Below are 18686 nucleotides of genomic sequence, written 5' to 3' on the forward strand. Positions count from 1 at the left end.
GCCTCCCTAGCTCTGCCGAAACGTGCGCGACTATCGCAGAGATCGCGTGCGGGGAGAAGGGCGACTACTGGTTTTCGTTGGACGCAATTCCGGAAACTGCGGCCGACTCCCGACGGGAGGCGCGGTCACGAGACGGAACGTACCTCTGCACGCTCCGGGCGGTCCGCGTCGCTGCCACCGAGCGCCGCGCCCGTCCGGTCGGCCCGCGGTGTCGGCGCGGCCAACTCCTCGAGCGCGGACCGAGTCCGGGCCCGGAACTCCGCCACCCGGGCCAACTTGATGTCCTCGTAGCCACGCACGACATCCGGCAGTTCCGCGAGCGCGACCACGGCGTCCACGGTCGACGCGTCCAGGAAGCCGAACGCGGCGTCCACCGCCCGGCGGTACTCGCCGACGAGCGCGCGCTCGACCTTGCGGACCCTGGCGTACCCGAAGACATCGAGCCGGGTGCCGCGCAGCCCACGCGCGGCGTGCAGCGCACGGAACGCCGGAACCGCGGTACGCCGCAGCCGAATCTTCCGCTTGACCCCCAGCGCGCGGAGGACCGGCGGGTGCAGCAGCACCGACACGTCCGCGTCGGCACCGAACTCCTCGTCGCGGCGCGCCTTCTCGACCGTGTCCAGGTGCAGGCGCGCGACCTCGTACTCGTCCTTGTATGCCATGAGCTTGTGCAGCCCGCGCGCGTACGCGGCGCCGATCCGCGCGCCGTCCGCCGCGCCGACCCGGGCACGCGCGGCCTTGGTGACGCGCCGGACGTCGTCGGCGTAGGTGCGCGCGTACGCCTCGTTCTGGAACCCCGTCAGATCCGCGATCCGGGTGGCCAGCACGTCGCGCAGCCCGGCGTCGCCCACGGGCGGACCCCCGGCGGCGGAACTCGCGTCGGGCGAACTCGCGTGGGGCGAACTCGGTTCGGGCGCGTTCGCGTCGGCCGCCGCGCGCTCGGCCAGTGCCTGCGACACCGCGTCCACCGCCACCACCGGGCGGTCGGGAACGGCGACGGCGGCCGGCACGGCGGCCGGGTCGACCGCCGCCGCGCGGCCCCAGCGGAACGCGGCCAGGTTCGCTTCCACGGCCGCCCCGTTCAGGCGTACCGCGGCCTCCACCGCCTCCGCGCCGAGCGGCAGGCAGCCGTGCTGGTACGCGGCGCCCAGCAGCAGCATGTTCGCCGGCATGTGGTCGCCGAACAGGGCCTCGGACAGTCCCAGCGCGTCGAAGTACAGGTTGGACCGGGCGGCCGCCGTGCCTTCCGCCGACGGGGCCGCGCCGGGCGCCGCGGTGGCCGCCTCGATGCGCGCCACCGCGTCGTCCGGCGAGCCCGGCAGCGCGAGTTGGTTCGTGACCATCGCCGCCGTCGGCACGATCGCCGTGTTGACCACCGCCACCGTGTGCCCGGCGCGCACCGACGTGAGATTGCCGTCCGCCGCCGCGCCCAGCAGGTCGAAGCCCACCAGCACGTCGACCGTGCCACGCGACGCCCGCAGGGCACCCTCGATCGGGGCGTCCGCGATGCGCACGTCGCTCACCACCGGGCCGCCCTTCTGCGCGAGACCGGTCTGTTCCAGGCCCGCCGCGTACCGGCCGTCCAAGTGCGCGGCCATCTGGAGGATCTGCGACACCGTCACCACCCCCGTGCCGCCGATCCCGGGCATGCGCAGCAGCACGCCGTCACCGTCCGCCGCGAACCGGCGCACCGGCTCCGGCAGGTCCACCGGAAGATCCGGCCGCGCCGCGCGGCGCGTACGCGTTCCCGGCTCGACCAGCAGGAACGACGGGCAGTCCCCCTTCAGGCAGGAGAAGTCCGAGTTGCACGAGGCCTGGTGGATGCGCGTCTTGCGACCGAACACGGTGTCCACCGGATGCACCGACAGGCAGGTCGACTGGTCCCCGCAGTCGCCGCAGCCCTCGCACACCCGCTCGTTGACCACGACGCGCTCGGCGGGAGTCGGCAGCTGCCCGCGCTTGCGCAGCCGCCGCTCTTCGGCGGCGCAGCGGTCGTCGTGGATCAGCACCGTGACACCCTCGACCCCGGCGAGTTCGCGTTCCACGTCGGCCAGTTCGTCGCGGTGCCGGACCCGCGCCACCGGGTCCAGGGCGATGCCCCGATACGCCGCGGGGTCGTCGGTGGTCACCACGACCCGCCGCACGCCCTCCAGCGCGAGCCACCGCGTGAGCGTCGGCACGTCCATGCGGCCCTCCGCGCGCTGCCCGCCCGTCATGGCCACCGCGTCGTTGTAGAGCAGCTTGTACGTCATCCGCACCCCGGCCGCGACCGCCGCCCGCACCGCCAGCGAACCCGAGTGGTGGAACGTCCCGTCGCCGAGGTTCTGCACGAAGTGCCGGTCGTCCGTGAACGGCGCCAGGCCGATCCACTGCGCGCCCTCGCCGCCCATCTGGGTGAGCCCGATCTGGGTGCCGCGCCCGCGCCCGTCGAGCGCGATCATCGCGTGGCAGCCGATGCCGACGCCCACCAGCGTGTCGTCCGACGTCCGGGTGGAGGTGTTGTGCGGGCAGCCCGAACAGAAGTACGGCGTACGCGACGCCGCCATCGGCAGCGCGATCCGCGCGGGCCGCTTCGGCGCACCCGACGACAGGACCGCGGCCGCGGTGTGCGGCAGGCGGTCCGCGCCGATCCGGGCGGCCAGGACCCGCGCCACGTCCTCGGCGCCGACCGCGCCGCGGGCGGTCAGCAGCGGGCGCCCCGCCTCGTCGCGGCGACCGAGCACCAGCGGCGCGTCCGGCCGCCGGTACAGTGCCTCCTTCAGGTGCCCCTCCAGGAACGGCACCTTGTCCTCCACCACCAGGACCTCGTCCAACCCGAACGTCAGCTCGGCCAGTTCCGCGGCGTCCACGGGGAACGGCATGCCCAGGCGGATCAGCCGCAGCCCCAGGTCCGCAAGCTCCGCCTCGCCGATGCCGAGGTCGCGCAGCGCGCGGACGACGACCGCGTACTGGGTGCCCGAGGCGAGGACGCCCAGCCGCGCGCCCGGGGTGGCGGTCGCGGGGGAGTGCGGGGCGCCGGCCATGATGCGGTTCAGGCCGACCGACCGGGCGTACGCACGGGCCAGGTCCAGGCGCCGGGTCAGCATGTCGAGTTCGGCGTCCAGCGACGCCGGGCCCACCAGCGCGGCGGCGGCACCGCGCGGCGTCCGCACCGGCTCCGGCACGACGCCCGCGAACCCGCCCGCGTCGACCGTCGCCGACGCGTCCGCGACATCCGCCACGATCTTCAGCCCGGTCCACAGCCCGCTCGCCCGCGACATCGCCACCGCGTGCAGCCCGAACTCCAGAACCTCCGCCACCGATCCGGGAGCCAGCAGCGGCATCGCCAGGCTCTCCGCCATCGGCTCGCACGAACTGGGCACCGTCGACGACTTGCTCGACGGGTCGTCGCCGATCCACGCCACCGCCCCGCCCAGCGGCGCGGTCCCGGCCAGCGTCGCGTGCCGGATGGCGTCGGCCGCCCGGTCCAGGCCCGGGTTCTTGCCGTACCAGAACCCCACGACGCCGTCGTGCCGGCGGCCCGGCACTTGGTCGGCCAACTGGCTGCCGCCCACCGCGGTGGCCGCCAACTCCTCGTTCAGACCCGCCTGGAACACCACGCCTGCCGGGTCGAGGAACCGGGCCGCACGGCCCATCTCCAGGTCCAGCGTGCCCAGCGGCGAGCCCTGGTAGCCGGACACGAACACCCGCGTGTCCAGGCCGCGCGCGGCGTCGAGGCGGCGCTGCTCCAGCGTGAGGCGTACCAGCGCCTGGACGCCGGACAGCAGAACGCGCCCCTCCTCGGCGGCGTACTTGTCGTCGAGCGACACGGCGGACGGATCGATACGCACAGGAGCCTCCGACACGCAGGGCAGGAGCGGGAAATGCAGGCGACGCGAACGCGGACAAACGGAAAGCGCGGAGCGGGTGGTGCCCCGAAAGCACATCAACGCTCCCGAGGTCACGCAAGTACCTAGAGGTAAATGCGCCGGAAGACGCAAATGCTTGACGCTGAGACGGGAAGGATCGTCAATAGTTTGCGTACGAAGCCCCGAATCGAGAGGTCTCCGATGGCCGACGCCGACGACACCGACCACCGCCTGCTCCGCCTCCTGCGCGAGGACGGCCGCCGGACCTTCTCCGACATGGCCGCCGAGGTCGGCCTCTCCGTCGCCGCCGTCAAACGCCGCGTCGACCGGCTCCGCGACCTCGGCGTCATCACCGGCTTCTCGGTGCAGATCGACCACGCGAAACTCGGCTGGGGCATCGAGGCGTTCACCGAACTGCGGTACGCCGGCAGCACCACCGTCCAGGAGATCATGCGCACCACCACCGGCGTCCCGGAGATCCAGGCCGTCTACACCATCGCCGGCGACCCCGACGCGCTCATCCACGTGCGCGTCCGCGACATCGCCCACCTCCAGGAAGTCATCGACACCCTGCGGCGCGACGGCCGCGTCACCGGAACCAAGACCCTGATGGTCCTCGGATCCTGGACTCGCGAGGCATGATCCGCCACGATCGGCAGCCGTACCACCCCGGGCGCCCGGAGCCCGGCACACGTACCCACCGCCCGGCCCCGAAACCGGACGGTCCGTCAGGAGGCCCCTCGTGTCCGTCCCGACCACCCACAGCACCGACGCGGTGATCATCGAAGCCGCCCTCAACGGCATCAACCCGCTCGCACCGCGCGACCCCGCCGACATCGCCCGCGACGCCGTCGCCGCCATCGACGCCGGCGCGGCGATCCTGCACAACCACATCGACCTGTCCGGACCCACCACCAGCGAGGAAGTCGCCGAACGCTACCTGCGCGCCTGGCGCCCCCTGATGGCCGAACGCCCGGACACCCTCGTCTATCCCACCGTCGGCTACGCCCCCGACGTCGCCGGCTCCTACGCCCACGTCGAACTCCTCGCCAAGGGCGGCTGGCTGCGCATCGGCATCGTCGACCCCGGCTCGGTCAACCTCGGCGGCTGCGACGCCGACGGCATCCCCACCGGCGGCATCGTCTACCGCAACAGCTACGACGACATCCGCCACCAGATGGCCCTGTGCGCCGAACTCCGCCTCGGTCCGAGCCTCGCCATCTACGAACCGGGGTTCCTACGCGCCGTCCTCGCCTGGCACCGCGCGGGACGCCTGCCGGCGGGGGCCATGGTCAAGATCTACTTCGGCGGCGAGTACGGCTACCTCGGCCGCACCACCGCGGGCCCGTCCTTCGGCCTGCCGCCCACCGCGGCCGCGCTCCGCGCCTACCTCGAAATGCTCGACGGCACCGGCCTGCCGTGGTCCGTCGCCGTCATGGGCGGCGACCTGTTCGCCACCCCCGTCGCCCGCCTCGCCCTCGAACTCGGCGGACACCTCCACGTCGGCCTCGAGGACCACGCGGGCCCGGGCCTGCGGGAGACCACCAACGCCGAACTCGTACGCGAGGCCGCCGCCTTGGCCAAGGAAGTCGGCCGCCCCCTGGCCACCCCCCGCGACGTCCCGGCCCTCCTCGCCCTCCCCTCCCCGCAATACCCAGGCCCCGTCGGCGACTGAGCCAAAAGCCACGCGCACCGCACCGAACGACGACCCGCAACGGGAAGCGGGCGGCGCCCTTCGGTGGGCGCGGGACAAGCGGCGGGATGATTCCCGCAGTTGGGGGTGGTATTCGGGGGATCAATTTCGCGTTCGGCATCGTGCATTCCGCCTCCGCTCGCTACGTTGCGCGGGTGACCCTCCAGCAGCTGCGCTACCTCATCGCGATCGTGGAGCACGGCTCGATCTCGGCGGCGGCCGAGGCGCTGTTCACCGCGCAGCCCGCCGTCACCCGCGCGATCCAGGCACTGGAGCGCGAGCTCAAGGTCCCGCTGCTGCTCCGCTCCCAGGGCCGGGCCCGGCTCACCTCCGAGGGCGAGGCGGTCGTCCAGCTCGCGCACCGGGTCCTGGCCGGCGTCGCGGCGATCGGCGAGTCGATGCGTCCCAAGGACGCGACCCCCGCGGCCGCCGCACGGCCGGTACGCCTCGGCACCACGCCCGCGCTCGCCATCCAGATGATCAGCGCCCTGTCGCCCCGGTTCGCCCGGCACCTGCCCGGCATCACCGTCGACGTCGTCACGTTCCCGAGCCGGGACCCCATCTTCGACGCCTTGCGCGCGGGAGAGATCGACGTGGGCCTGACCGACCTGCCGGCGCCGACCGACCTCGAAATGGACCTCCTCCGCCCGCACGAGGTGGTCCTCGTCTCCCCGCAGAACGTCGACCTGCCCGATCCGCTGCCCTGGGAACTCCTGGACGGGCACCCGATGATCGTGCCCACGCGCGCCTCCCCGCGCCGCGCCGACTTCGAGGAGTTCTTCGCCACGGCCGGGATACGCCCCGCCGTCGTCCTGGAGACCGACGAACGCGCCGCGTGGCTGGCCGGCGTCGCGGGCGGCCTCGGGTCCATGCTCTGGTACCGCGACCTCCTCGAAGGGTTCGACGCGATGGTGCGCATGCGGTCCTTCTCCCCGCCGATCCACCGCACGATCGGGCTGGTCTCCGCGCGGCGCGCGATGCGCGCCGAAGTCCGCGCGTTCTACGGCTTCGCCCGGCGCATCAACGCGACCGTGTTCCACGCGAGCGGCGACGGACGCGGCGAGGCACGGGGTGAAGCACGCGGTGAAGCACGGGGCGAGGCGCGGGGTGAAGCACGGGGCGATGGACGCGGCGACGGGCCGGGCGGCTGAGTGCCCGGCCGCACCCGACTCCACCGGCAGCTCAGCGGCGGCGGCCCCAGATGTACGCCCGGTCGCCCTTCTGCGTGAGCGAGAACAACCGCTTCGCGTCCGCGAGCCGCATGTTCACGCACCCGTGCGAGCCGGGCGGCGTGGTGATCGCGCCCGCGTACGCGTGGAACGCCTGCCCGCCGTCGAAGTACTGCGCGTACGGCATCGACACGTTGTAGGCGTACGACCAGTCCTTCACCCGCTTGGCGTAGATCGACTTGAGGCCGGTACGCGTCGGAAAGCCCTTGCGGCCGCTGCGGATCGGGACGGGGCCGTACGTACGGCGGCCGTTCTTGTCCTGCATCCACAGCGTCTGGTTGTCGAGGTTCACGCAGACGATGCGGACGTACCCGCGCGGGCAGGGGTTCGCCGCCGCCGCGGGCGCCGCCTCGACCGCGGGCGCGAGCGCGAACAGCAGCGCGCCGGCGAGCGACGACGACAGCAGCACGTGCCTGAGCGGACGCCGCGGCCCGTCGGATCGGGCGGCGAAGCGGGCTGCTGTTCGCATGTCACGCATGACGGTCTCCTGCGCTGGGCCGAACGCCCAGGGCGGGATCGGAGCCCGGGGCGGCCCTCCAGGATCACGGTGCCCACCCGCCCCGCGCATCTCGGCGTCACCCGCCCGGAGGAAGGCCGATCGTGGTAGCGAAGACCCGTTCGCAGCAGCCGCGCGATCACGCAAGTCCCCGCACAATCGGAGTCATATACCAGGCGCCGCAACGGAGTTCGGCTCCGCCGGCCGACCGCCGGGGCACCGGCGCGCACCGCCGCCCGAGCCCGGAATTCCACCCTCCAGGAGCGCCGACCATGCCCGTCCGGCCCTACGACGCCGTGCTCTGCGACATCGACGGCGCACTGCGCCACTGGCCCGCCCCCGGACACACACCGACATCGACCGCACGCCCTACCTCCCGGTACGCTCGCCGCCGCCCGTAAACCGGCGATGACAGCCGTCCACTACCGCAGCACCGAAGACCTCCGCACCGCCCTGCACCCCCCATCAGGGACGCCCCCACCAACAGCGACAGTCACTCGGCCCGTGAACGTCACCCGGCTGCCCAGACCCCCTCAGGCCCGACGATCCCCGCATCGAAATCCTGTGGTCCGCCAGGGTGGCAGCCGACACGATTGCGCAGTGATCACGCGCCAAGAAGCCGTCTCCCAGGTCGTCGCACGCCTGGTGCCCGAGGCCACCGCCGCACGGGCGGCGTTCGAGGATGCGGTCCGCGTACGGGACCTCGGCTTCGGCTGGCTCGTCCGCCACGAACCGCGCGAAGGCCGGAACGACACGTCACCCCCCGACGATGACAGCGTGCGAGGGGGTGGAGCGTACCTGGTCGATGCGAAGACAGCAGTGCTGTATTTCGTGCTGGCCGTCGACCTGGCGGACGACGCGTGGATCGACGGGTTCCTCTTCCACCACACGCGGCGTCACGTACCCGACGCCCTCGAGACACGCATTCGCGACGTCCTCGCCGCCGGCGGGCGGATGACCGCCCTACGCGAACTTCGCCGATTGGCACCGGCCTTCGACCTCGAACGTGCGCGCGGGTATGTGGACGCGCTCGAGAACCGGGCGGCCCCGCCACGCGTACTGCCCCCGCCGTCAATCCAAGTGGGCCAGCTGGACCCGCCAACAGCCGGTCTGAACGAGCACGTGCACATGTGGACGACCGACCGGGACCAGTGGTACCTCTCAACTCTCCCCGACCATGTTGCGATCCCGATCCATCGAGTCCATCGAGGCGCGGAGGAGTCTGCGCTGGTGATCTGCGACGATCGGCTGGCCGCCGCTGTCGTGGCGCACATGGCCGAGGCCGGAGTGGAGATGGTGGCGCGGGCGCTCGTACCGCCCAACCCGGCGCAGTAGCCGGTGGCTGATTAAGGCATTCGGCGAGCGGTTACTTGCTGGTGACGAGGGATTGTTGGTCGAGGTCGTCGAGGAAGCGGTCGACGATTCGGCGTTGGAGTGCCTCGTCCCTGAGCGATTCGCCGACGATGCGGCCGGCCAGGTCGGTGGCCAGCTTGCCGAGGTCCTGCCGGACCACCATGGAGGCCTGCCTGCGGTCGGCTTCGATCTGCGCGTGGCCGGACGCGACGATCTCGTCCTTGATGCGCGCGCCTTCGGCCCGCAGCTCGGCCAGGGCCGCGGCACCCCGCTCACGCCCTTCCGCGGTGAGGCGGCCCGCTTCGCGTCGGGCGTCGATCAGCTCGGCGCGATGACGCAGCAACTCGGCCTGCGCTTCCGCCTGGGCCTCTTCCGCACGGGCAAGGCCGCCCTCGATGGCGTCCGTACGCTCTTCCAGCGTCTTCCTGATCCGCGGCAGGAGCACCTTCGCCAGGAAGTAGAAGACGATGAGGAACGCCACGCCACCGATGACGATCTCGTCGAGCGGTGGGAGGAGGGGGTTCATCGGCTCGTGCCTGGGGACGCACGGGACCGTCGGGTCGTACGTCGGGTCGTGCGTCGGGACGCAAAGGATCGTCGCCTCGTCGCCTGCGGCAAGGTGCCTCACGGTGGCTTCTTCCGTTGCCAAGTCCAAGGTCACACAAGGAAGACGCGGCGAAGCCCGGGAATGCTGTGCCGGGTACCGGCGACTTTTTCGGTGCCTTCGAAGGGGCGCGCTGCGGATCGGCGGGAGCGTGGCGCGCCAACTGTCCGGAAGCGGGTACGCGGCGGTTGTCCTGCCGAACTGCGCGCCGTGATCGACCTCGGCTGCGCCACGCAGGGCCCGTCGGGCCGGCGTACGGTCCAGGCGGTGATCGCCCTCGCCGACCTGCACACCCGTATGGACGACTGGGCGCAGGCGCGGACGCCGCTGGAGACCGTCGTACTCGAAGGCGACGCCACCGGGCGGCAGGACGACCCCTGGCTGCCGATCACCCGGGCGCGCCTGGCGCGGTCACCGAAGGACTGAACCGGAACCTATGACCCGTCGACGGAACATGTGACCCGTCGAGCAACCTTCGGGTGACCGCCCCAGGCGCCGCGCTGTTCGCGGAGTGGGGTGGGGCGGGGTGAGTTGGGGCAGGGTCAGGAGTCCTTCGGGATCGCGGAGTTGAGGGCGACGCGGTGTTCTGTGACGTTCTCCTTCCGCAGATCCGGGGCGTAGTTGGCGACGATCTCCCGGAACCGTTCGACGGTCTCGTCGTCCATGATCTCGGTGCCGTGGTCGGCCATCGGGATGGTCAGATAGCTGCGTACGCGCCCCAGCTCGTGCGCGCGGTAGCTCATGTCGACCGCATACCGGTTGACCATGAGGCGCTTGTCCGGCTCGTCGTGCGAGATGTCGTTGGCGAGCGTCTCGAAGCCGAGGTTGAGGAACAGGTCGGGCTCGTCCATCAGGCGGGTGTGCGCGGGCGACCCGCGCCAGCCGCTGCGGTTCCAGTTGCTGTTGCCCGGGATCTCGTTCTTGGCCGGAAAGCCGCGGTACTCCGAGTTCGGGAACTCCTCGAGGAGCAGACCGCACAGTTCGCGCGTCTCGATGAGGGTGTCCCGGGTGTCCTCGGGGATCCCGAAGACATACAGGATCTCCGGGATGAAGTCGTTCCGCTCCGCGTGGTCGAACGCGTGGATCAGGTCCGACCGCAGCTCGTCCGCGTGCTTGCGCATCGCCCGCAGCACCGCGACCGAGGCCGCGCCGTCGGCGCCGAACCCGAAGCGGTCGAAGCCGGCCGCGCGTACCAGGTCGCGGATCTCGTCGGACGCCATGGCCGCGTTGTACGAGTCGGCGCGCGTGAGCGCGTGCATGCCGACCTCCACGCCGTGGCGCTCCGAGACCTCCAGCACGGCTTCGAGGCGGCCGGTCAGCTGCGCGAGGTCGCCGCCGGGCAGCGCCTGCTGGAAGAAGTCGAGAGAGGTGCAGTACAGGTAGAGCGACGGGATGCCGAGGCGCTGTGCGTGTCCGCAGTACAGGTCGAGGAACGCGCGGGTGTCGAAGAACGACTCGCGCCGCTTGGTCTGCGCGCCGCAGAAACTGCAGCCGAACAGGCAGCCCTGGCTGAACGGGAGCGTCATCTCGTTGGCGAGGTACACGCGCAGGTCCACGTCGCTCAGCCGGGCCATCTGGCGTTCGAGGCCGGCGTCCATGGCGTCGGGGAGCTGCGCGAGCGCGCCGCGGTCGGTCTTGCGCGCGCCGGGGAAGATGCGCTGGAACTCCTCGGACGAGAGCCGCTCGACACCCTGGCCGCCCACGTGGATCCGGGCGGGGTCCACCCGCTCGGCGAGGTGGCGGTAGACATGGCAGTCGAACAGCACCGGTTCGGCGAGGCGGTGGCGTTCGAGCAGTTCCGCGGCGTACATCGGGGCGACCGGAAGGAAGGGCTGCCGGTCGGTCACGAACGGGGTGCCCTCGGCGAGGTAGTTGTCGTGCACGTACGGCGGATGGATCATCAGAGTTCGGCCGGTCGGCACGGATGCGACGTCCGACGGCGACAACGACAGGGATATCGGCGGCGCGGGTTCCCCCTTGGTTGTGGTGGCGGTGCGCCGGTGTTCTGGTCTGGCGGCGGCGGTGGGCGTACGGCCACTGGCGCGAAGGGACGCGCGAGGGCCCCGGGACGGGGTCGCCGACGGTGTCAGCTACACTGAGTGATCGCGAAGGGGAGTAGTCCTTCAACGTCGGCTGGTCGACACACTGGGCATCTGCGGATGCCCCGGCCACCGAGCCCCGCCTTACGGGCGGGGTGGACGAGACCTTCGGCCAAGGCATGACCGGTCCGCGCATCCGTGCGGGCCTGCTCCGTCGTGCCGGGCCGAACGGTCGTATCCCGCCGCACACGCGGGGCCCGCACGCTCTGCCCGGCCCCGCAGAAAGCAGTTCCGGCGTGACACTCGATCCCCTGGCGATCCTGACCGCCTTCGGGCTCATCTTCCTGGCCGAGCTTCCCGACAAGACGATGTTCGCGTCGCTGGCCATGGGCACCCGCATGCGGCCGCTGTACGTGTGGTTCGGCACGTCCACCGCCTTCGTCGTCCACGTCGCGCTCGCGGTCGGAGCCGGCAGTCTCATCGGCCTGCTTCCCAACGTGGCGGTCAAGCTGGTCTCCGCGGCCTTGTTCGCGTTCGGCGCCGTGGTGCTGCTGCGCGGGAGCGGCGACGATGACGACGAGGACGCCGCGAGCCGTACGGTCACCGGCTTCTGGCCCGTCTACACCACCGCGTTCATGGCCGTGTTCATCAGCGAGTGGGGCGACCTGACGCAGATCACCACCGCCAACCTGGCCGCGACGAACGGCTGGCTGCCCACCGCGATCGGCTCCGCCGCCGCGCTGATGTCGGTCTCGGCGCTCGCGCTGCTGGTCGGCCGGTTCATCGCCAAGAAGGTGCCGCTCAAGACCGTGCAGCGGATCGGCGGGGCGTGCATGGCCGTGCTGGCGGTGTGGACGGTGATCGAGGCGTTCACCGGCTGAGCCCGCCGAAGCCCGCCGCTCCCTGGCCGCCCGCCGCCCCGGCGGGCTGACCGCGCGGCTGAGGACGCGCAGCCTGCCGTCGCAGCCTGAGACGGTCAGAAGGTCCACCGCGTGTGGGTGAAGACTCCGTCGTCCCTGCCGAAGCCGTACGCGGTTCCCGGGGCCACCCGGAACACCAGATCGTCACCCTTGCGGATCGCGCCCCCCATCCCGTGGAAGGTGCCGTCGGGGGAGGTGATGTGCGGGCCGTACTGCGCCTCGTACGCCGCGACCACCTCCTCCAGGCGTGTCGGGTCGTCGACGCGCTGGGCGGTGCCCTCGATCACGATGTCGAGGCCCTCGGTGAGCGAGTTGCCGCCCGTGACGAGCGCGCAACGGCTGTTGTGGGCCAGGTTCTTGGCCTTCTGCTCGGCGGGGCCGGTAGAGAAGTGCACCGCGCCGTCGTGCCAGGCGGCGATGACCGGGGTGACGTGCAGTCGGCCGTCCGGCCGAACGGTGACCGCCCAGAAGATCTCGGCCTCCCGCAGCAGCCGTTCGGCGTCGGGCCACGGGGTGGCCGTGACGTCCGCGGCGCCCGGGCGGGGGTTGAGCGCGGAGCTGTAGCGGGCGTCGAGTTCGGTCGTCGGCTGCTGGGCCGCGGGCTCGTTCGGCTTCGCGTTCGAATTCGCAGGCGAGTTCGCGTTCGGCTTCGAGTTCGGGTTCGAGGGCATGGCGGACTCCTTTCCGTTCCTCCCCTATAGACCGGAACCCGGCGTCCGAATCATCGGTCCGAGGGCTGCGAGCTGCGGACGGCGGCAACGGCGACGACGGGTGTACGTCGAGAGCCCAGGACACCGGTGACGGTGTCCTGGGCTCTCGACGTACACCCGTCCGGGCCCTTCGGCCCGCCCTGAGGCGGCGTCGGCGGAGGCCCGGTCGCGCGCCGGGTCACGCCGCGTGTCCCGCGGCCGCCGCGACGCCGACCTTCCCGCCGCCGGCCTCGGCACGCGCCTGGCGGCGGGCCTCGCGGCGGCCGAGCAGAGCCTTGCGTACGCGGCGGTCGTGCGCGGCGGCACGGTGCAGCTCCTGCGCGCGAGCCTGGAACATCTCGTACTCGAACATGGTGCGCTCCCCTGTGAGGTCTACGTCGCCCGGTCGGCCTGTCCGCCTGGGCTTGCCTGCCTCGCTGGGCCTTTGCGACCCCTCTTCGGCATGCCTCAAGACTCGCGTCCCAGGTGGGGGCCGGACATCGGGCGGATGCCGGATCTTGCCGCCGCCGTGCCTTACCGGGGTCCCTAAGCCACTGCCTTAGTCGCTGCCTAAGGGCGGCCGAGCCGCCTAAGGCACCCGGGCACAGCGCTCGAACATGCCTAGGCAGCCCGTACGACACGCACGACCGGCCCCCGACGACCGGGAAAGGTCAGGAGCCCGCTTTGCCACGGGGGTGCAGGACGGCCTCGGCGATCTCGCGTACGCGCTCCGGCGTGATCCCCGTCCGCTGCTCGACGGCCAGCGGGTGGTCGGTCGCTTCGAGCTCGACGAACGGTCGCCTGCCGACGGCCCTGGTGTGCACATGTGTCTTGAGGTTGGTCGTGCCGGGCGAGTAGACGGGCAGGTCGGTGCACAGCCAACCGAAGTACGGCTGCTCGGACTCACGGCCGGGCGTCTCCCACAGGTCCAGCGCGCGAGCGAAGTTGGCATGGCTGAGGGACACCCAGACGCCCCAGGAGAACACGTCCTCGCTGCCGACGACCGGTATCTCGATGAGGCCCTTGACGAAGAAGTGCTGCGCCCTGATCACGCACTGGTCCGAGGACAGCATGGAGTCCGAGGCATCCGCGAACGCGTGATCCCACACGTCGGGAGCCGCCGTCGAGTAGCCCATCGGCAATTCCGCGTGGTGCTCGCCGCAGCACGTACAGGTGAAACCAAGATCGTGAACCATGTGCAGGACCCTAGTGAGCACCCACCCGAGCGCCCGGTTCAGGTCAGGGTGCGCACGGCTGCCACGTCGTACTCGGCTACGGACGCGGCGAGGATCGCGGTGCGCTGCTCGTCGCCGGGGCCGCCGGCTCGGAACGCTTCGACGGCCGCCTGCGATTCCCAGCGCTCGAAGATGACAATGCGGCCGGCGTCCACCAGGTCGGCGGAGACGGAGAAGTCGAGGCAGCCCGGGGTGCGGCGGGCCTGTTCGACCACGCTTACGCAGTCCGAGAGGTACGCCGCGCGCTGCCCGGGGTCGACGATGATGCTTCCGGCCACGATGACCATCTGGTGCTCCTCCGTGCGAACGGTTCTTGCACGGTAGACCCGCGGCCGGGGGCAGAACTCATCGCTGCGCCCGCTCGGCGGCGGCCGCCGCCACGTGGCCACGTAAGGGTAGAGTCGCCGGGTCGCCCAGGGAGTCGTTTTTCCGTGGCCGCACCGATTCATCCGCGGCGGGGCCTCGGTCCCGCCGTTCCGCTGCCCGGCGAGGAGGAAGGAGCGCGCCATGCGTACCCGCCGCGCCGCCTCCTGCCCGCCGTGACCCCGCGCTGTTCTCGCTGGACGCGACGCGTCGCGATGCACGGGATGCACGGGATGCGATGCGACGCGCGGCCCCGCCGTCGGGGCCGGCGCGTACCCGTCGTCCTGCTCCGGCTTCCACCCGCGCTGCGCGGGTGATCCACGGCCCGCCCCCGGGCGCGCCGTACCCCGCAACACGCGCGCTCCGCCTCGCCGCGGCGCGCCCGAGACACCGAAGGCCCACCCTTGCCCCGTTCCGCCCCGTCCTCCTCGCTGTCGCCGCTCCGTTCGCGGGCGCGCGTCGGGCGTCCGGATTGGCTGTCGTCCCCGAAGGTCCTGCGCACCGAAGTCCTCGCCGGGCTGGTGGTCGCGCTGGCGCTGATCCCCGAGGCGATCTCGTTCTCGATCATCGCCGACGTCGACCCGGCCGTCGGGCTGTTCGCCTCGTTCACGATGGCCGTGGTCATCTCGGTCGTCGGCGGCCGCAAGGCGATGATCTCCGCGGCGACCGGCGCGGTCGCACTGGTCATCGCCCCGCTGAACCGCGACCACGGGTTCGGGTACCTGGTCGCCGCGGTCATCCTCGCCGGCGTCATCCAGATCGTGCTGGGCGCGCTGGGCGTGGCGAAGCTGATGCGGTTCGTGCCGCGGTCGGTGATGGTCGGGTTCGTCAACTCCCTCGCCGTACTGATCTTCATGGCCCAGGTCCCGGAGATGCACGACGTACCGTGGCCGGTCTACCCGCTGATCGCCGCGGGGCTCGCGCTGATGGTGCTGTTCCCGCGCGTCACCAAGGTGGTCCCGGCGCCGCTGGTGTCCATCGTCATCCTCACCGTGGTCACCGTCGCCGCGGGGATCGCGGTGCCGACGGTCGGGGACAAAGGCGAGCTGCCGTCCTCCCTGCCCACCCCCGGACTGCCGGACGTGCCGTTCACGTTCGAGACGCTGAAGACCATCGCCCCGTACGCGCTGGCGATGGCGCTGGTGGGGCTGATGGAGTCGCTGATGACGGCCAAGCTGGTCGACGACATCACCGACACCCGCTCGAACAAGACCCGCGAGTCGATCGGCCAGGGCGTCGCGAACGTGGTCACCGGCTTCTTCGGCGGCATGGGCGGCTGCGCGATGATCGGCCAGACCATGATCAACGTGAAGGTGTCCGGCGCCCGCACCCGCCTGTCCACCTTCCTCGCCGGCGCGTTCCTCATGGTGCTCTGCGTGGTGTTCGGGCCGGTGGTCTCCGACATCCCGATGGCCGCGCTGGTCGCGGTGATGGTCATGGTCTCGGTCGCCACGTTCGACTGGCACTCCGTCGCACCCAAGACCCTCAGGCGCATGCCCGCCGGGGAGATCACCGTCATGGTCGTGACGGTGGCGTTCGTGGTGGCCACCCACAACCTCGCCATCGGCGTGGTCGTCGGGTCCGTCACCGCCATGGTCATCTTCGCCAAGCGCGTCGCCCACCAGGCCGACGTCACCGCCGTCGTCGACCCCGACGGCAAACAGGCCGTCTACGCGGTCACCGGCGAGTTGTTCTTCGCCTCGTCCAACGACCTCGTGCACCGGTTCGACTACGCGAACGACCCCGAGCACGTCGTCATAGACCTGACCGACGCCCACATCTGGGACGCCTCCTCCGTGGCCGCCCTGGACGCCGTCGAGGCCAAGTACGCCGCGCGGGGCAAGAAGGTCACCATCACCGGGCTCAACGAACCCAGCGCGAAGTTCCACGGCAACCTCAGCGGCGAACTCACCGGAGGCCATTGACCGGACTGCCCGGGCAACCTTCCGCGTGGCCGACGGGTCCAACCAGAATCCAACCTGTGGGGGAGTACACGTGCGACGCACATTGGTCAGCGCAACCGCAGCAGCAGCCGCAGTAGCGGCCGCCATCCTGCTCGGGGGGTGCGGTGGCGGGGACGACGACGGCGACAAGGCGACGCCCGCCGCGCCGCCGACAGCGACCGCGACGGATCGGTCTGGGACATCGGCCGGCGGAGGCTCGTCGCCGGGCTCCCCGGCGTCACAGCCGGCCGCCGGGGCGAACCCGTCGGCGCCCGTCGGGGCGCCGCCGGCTCCGGACGCCGCGACGCGGGCGAAGTACATCGCGAGCCTGAACTCGATCAACCCGGCCCTCGTGGACGGGAAGGAGGACCGCGCCGTCGACCGCGGCCTCGACGTATGCCTCGACCTGGGCGCCAAGAAGGACCATGCCACCGTGCTCAAGAACATCCAGGAGCGCTTCGGCAGCCCTACCGTGACCGTCACGGCCGACGAGGCCGACCGGATCAAGGCCGTGGCCAACTCCTGGCTGTGCCCCAAGTTGTAGGCATCCGGAGCACGCCTGCACCACCGAGCGCGCATCGGGCCGTCGCCTGCACGGCCCGATGCGCGGCCCCGACGCGCGGCCGGGAGCGCGACGCGATGTGCGACGCGGTGTGCGACCCCGGGAACCGGTTACAGGGTGACCAGTTCCACGGTCGGGCGCTCGGGGAGCGACTCGGCCAGGAACCAGCGGAACCACAGGATGCCGGAGCGGTGCCCAGCGGTGGAGATCCAGTTCGGCCATTCGGAACGACACGGGTCGTCGTGGGCGACGACGATGGTCCACGACCCGTCCGGCTCATACACGATCTGCGTGCCGTTGAGGGAAACCGGCTCGGTCGCCCGGTACTCGTAGTTGAAGGTCGACAAGAACGGATTCCACAAGCACAGGTTCCAGAACACCGACTCCGGCGAGCGGCCGCGTATCACCAGCGCCTCGTTCTCGGCGAGTTCGAACGCGCCCGAGGCGTAGCACGCGTCGCCCGCCGCCCAGCCGCGGGTGACGGTGGGCACCGGGTACGGCTCGGCGACCGTGTTCGGCACGTGCGCGGTCGACGGGAACATCGCGCCGTGCCGACGCACCCAGCGGGCGGCCGCCCGGAACCGCTCGGACATGTCGCCCGCGTCGAGCCGGTGTCCGGTGGGGTTCGCGGCGAACCCGGCGCCGTCGCCCAGGGGTTCGATGTGCCAGTCCGCGCGGCGCCCGGTCGTCGTGTCGGCGAGGTAGTCGCGCGTGATCGCGCACACCGTCTCGGCGGTGAGTTCGACGAACGCACCGGTGTGGCCCGGCGGGCGTACGGGGGCGAGCAGGATCTCGAACCTGCCGTCGGCGTCGAACGCCAGGTCGCGGTCGTTGACGATGCCGACTATGCGGTCCGTGTCGACGACTCGGTCGCCGGTGCTGTCGAGGGCTGTGCCGTACACGGTGATCGACAGGTACACGGCGTCGCCGCGGCGGCCAGTCACCCGGTAGCCGCGCGCGGGGTCCAGCGGCGCGAACTGGTAGAAGGCGTCGGGGTTGTCGCCGTAGAACTTGCGGTACGGCCCGACGATGTCGACGAAACGCGGCCGCGCCGGGTCGGCGGTGACGAACACGTCCTGCGCGATCGAGAGCAGCGACATCGCCCACCGGTAACCCTCCAGCCGCGACTGCGGATCGGTGACGGTACGCCCCCACCCCGCATCCAACCCCGCGGCCGCGTCCAGGAGTTCGCGGTACGCGTCGCCGACTTCTTCCACAGCGTGCTCCTCGGGTGCGGGTGTTCACATGATCACGTGGGGACGTTCCTACCGCGCGGGGCCGGGGTTCTCAAGGGAAGGCCCGGGGGTCGGCGCGACGTGAGGACACCCGGGGCGGATGGTGTGAGGACGGTCGGAGGAGTCGAGATCGACCACTGGATGGTGGAGTCCATACTTTCGTCGGGTTGGGACGGAACCTCTGGCCGTTACGCCGCGCCCAGCGGTCGCCGCATGATCGACGGTATGCGGAAGCTCTTCGAAACCGTCGGATTCCTCCTGGCCGTCGCAGGCGCGGCCGGGATCGCCCAGCACTACCTGGGGTGGTTCCGGTTCCACGCGGTCGTACGCTTCCTGCCGCTCGGCAACGCCGACGTCCTCTGGGTCAACATCGCGCTGATCGTGGTCGGGGCCATCCTGATGGTCACGCCGGACCTCGTCCGGGGCGGTCAGAACAGGTGAACCGGCGCGGAGCCCCTCCCGGGCCGGCGAGATCGC

The 18686-nt window shown here is 71.5% G+C and carries 18 protein-coding genes; 9 read left to right on the forward strand and 9 right to left on the reverse strand.

Features of this window, described 5'->3' with window-relative positions; translation table 11 throughout:
* Positions 1-125: 125 nt before the first annotated feature.
* Entirely contained in the window at positions 126-3830 is a 3705-nt protein-coding gene (locus ACWD12_RS35275; RefSeq protein ID WP_450103016.1) for an indolepyruvate ferredoxin oxidoreductase family protein, read from the reverse strand.
* A 219-nt stretch (positions 3831-4049) separates the two neighbouring features.
* Here ACWD12_RS35275 and ACWD12_RS35280 point away from each other — a divergent pair, with 219 nt between their 5' ends.
* The 3 genes from ACWD12_RS35280 to ACWD12_RS35290 all read left to right on the forward strand — a co-directional run bounded on the left by ACWD12_RS35280 (position 4050) and on the right by ACWD12_RS35290 (position 6692).
* On the forward strand, positions 4050-4490 hold the full coding sequence (locus ACWD12_RS35280) for an Lrp/AsnC family transcriptional regulator (protein WP_450103017.1): 441 nt from the start codon (positions 4050-4052) through the stop codon (positions 4488-4490).
* 100 nt (positions 4491-4590) lie between these two features.
* Positions 4591-5523: a 3-keto-5-aminohexanoate cleavage protein gene (locus ACWD12_RS35285; RefSeq protein ID WP_450103018.1), complete on the forward strand. Its 933-nt coding sequence runs from the start codon at positions 4591-4593 to the stop codon at positions 5521-5523.
* 173 nt (positions 5524-5696) lie between these two features.
* Positions 5697-6692 carry a LysR family transcriptional regulator gene (locus ACWD12_RS35290; protein ID WP_450103019.1) on the forward strand — a complete coding sequence of 332 codons (996 nt, stop codon included), beginning with the start codon at positions 5697-5699 and terminating at the stop codon, positions 6690-6692.
* A gap of 31 nt (positions 6693-6723) precedes the next feature.
* Here ACWD12_RS35290 and ACWD12_RS35295 read toward each other — a convergent pair whose 3' ends face one another.
* The gene (locus tag ACWD12_RS35295; RefSeq protein WP_450103020.1) at positions 6724-7248 is read right to left on the reverse strand and encodes a L,D-transpeptidase; all 525 of its coding nucleotides are present in this window, start codon (positions 7246-7248) and stop codon (positions 6724-6726) included.
* Between the two features lie 618 nt (positions 7249-7866).
* On the opposite strand from ACWD12_RS35295, the gene ACWD12_RS35300 reads away from it, so the two are divergent.
* Positions 7867-8601 carry a hypothetical protein gene (locus ACWD12_RS35300; protein ID WP_450103021.1) on the forward strand — a complete coding sequence of 245 codons (735 nt, stop codon included), beginning with the start codon at positions 7867-7869 and terminating at the stop codon, positions 8599-8601.
* Between the two features lie 31 nt (positions 8602-8632).
* On the opposite strand, the gene ACWD12_RS35305 is transcribed toward ACWD12_RS35300, so the two are convergent.
* Positions 8633-9145 (reverse strand): F0F1 ATP synthase subunit B, encoded by a 513-nt coding sequence (locus ACWD12_RS35305; RefSeq protein WP_450103069.1) that lies wholly within the window; start codon positions 9143-9145, stop codon positions 8633-8635.
* A 288-nt stretch (positions 9146-9433) separates the two neighbouring features.
* On the opposite strand from ACWD12_RS35305, the gene ACWD12_RS35310 reads away from it, so the two are divergent.
* A complete protein-coding gene (locus ACWD12_RS35310; protein WP_450103022.1) occupies positions 9434-9649 on the forward strand; it encodes a hypothetical protein in 216 nt (71 codons plus the stop codon).
* 116 nt (positions 9650-9765) lie between these two features.
* Here ACWD12_RS35310 and ACWD12_RS35315 read toward each other — a convergent pair whose 3' ends face one another.
* Positions 9766-11124 carry a hypothetical protein gene (locus ACWD12_RS35315; RefSeq protein ID WP_450103023.1) on the reverse strand — a complete coding sequence of 453 codons (1359 nt, stop codon included), beginning with the start codon at positions 11122-11124 and terminating at the stop codon, positions 9766-9768.
* A 434-nt stretch (positions 11125-11558) separates the two neighbouring features.
* Between ACWD12_RS35315 and ACWD12_RS35320 the strand changes: the two genes are divergently transcribed.
* A complete protein-coding gene (locus tag ACWD12_RS35320; RefSeq protein WP_358355873.1) occupies positions 11559-12143 on the forward strand; it encodes a TMEM165/GDT1 family protein in 585 nt (194 codons plus the stop codon).
* 95 nt (positions 12144-12238) lie between these two features.
* Here the strand turns inward: ACWD12_RS35320 and ACWD12_RS35325 are convergent, their stop codons facing one another.
* From ACWD12_RS35325 to ACWD12_RS35340, 4 genes are all read right to left on the reverse strand, one after another.
* Complete coding sequence (locus ACWD12_RS35325) at positions 12239-12853, reverse strand: pyridoxamine 5'-phosphate oxidase family protein (RefSeq protein ID WP_450103024.1); 615 nt, start codon at positions 12851-12853, stop codon at positions 12239-12241.
* Between the two features lie 217 nt (positions 12854-13070).
* Positions 13071-13244: a hypothetical protein gene (locus ACWD12_RS35330; RefSeq protein ID WP_358355877.1), complete on the reverse strand. Its 174-nt coding sequence runs from the start codon at positions 13242-13244 to the stop codon at positions 13071-13073.
* 298 nt (positions 13245-13542) lie between these two features.
* The gene (locus ACWD12_RS35335; RefSeq protein WP_450103070.1) at positions 13543-14007 is read right to left on the reverse strand and encodes a DUF2199 domain-containing protein; all 465 of its coding nucleotides are present in this window, start codon (positions 14005-14007) and stop codon (positions 13543-13545) included.
* A 98-nt stretch (positions 14008-14105) separates the two neighbouring features.
* A complete protein-coding gene (locus ACWD12_RS35340) occupies positions 14106-14393 on the reverse strand; it encodes a putative quinol monooxygenase (protein WP_450103025.1) in 288 nt (95 codons plus the stop codon).
* A 480-nt stretch (positions 14394-14873) separates the two neighbouring features.
* On the opposite strand from ACWD12_RS35340, the gene ACWD12_RS35345 reads away from it, so the two are divergent.
* Together ACWD12_RS35345 and ACWD12_RS35350 are read left to right on the forward strand one after the other, a co-directional pair.
* Positions 14874-16394, forward strand: a complete 1521-nt coding sequence (locus ACWD12_RS35345; RefSeq protein ID WP_450103026.1) for a SulP family inorganic anion transporter — start codon at positions 14874-14876, stop codon at positions 16392-16394.
* A 70-nt stretch (positions 16395-16464) separates the two neighbouring features.
* Positions 16465-16956 (forward strand): DUF732 domain-containing protein, encoded by a 492-nt coding sequence (locus ACWD12_RS35350; protein ID WP_450103027.1) that lies wholly within the window; start codon positions 16465-16467, stop codon positions 16954-16956.
* Positions 16957-17084: 128 nt separating this feature from the next.
* On the opposite strand, the gene ACWD12_RS35355 is transcribed toward ACWD12_RS35350, so the two are convergent.
* Positions 17085-18191: a DUF1214 domain-containing protein gene (locus ACWD12_RS35355; RefSeq protein WP_450103028.1), complete on the reverse strand. Its 1107-nt coding sequence runs from the start codon at positions 18189-18191 to the stop codon at positions 17085-17087.
* A 243-nt stretch (positions 18192-18434) separates the two neighbouring features.
* On the opposite strand from ACWD12_RS35355, the gene ACWD12_RS35360 reads away from it, so the two are divergent.
* On the forward strand, positions 18435-18650 hold the full coding sequence (locus tag ACWD12_RS35360) for a hypothetical protein (RefSeq protein WP_358355887.1): 216 nt from the start codon (positions 18435-18437) through the stop codon (positions 18648-18650).
* Positions 18651-18686 lie beyond the last annotated feature (36 nt).

The sequence above is a fragment of the Streptodolium elevatio genome, from assembly GCF_053592165.1.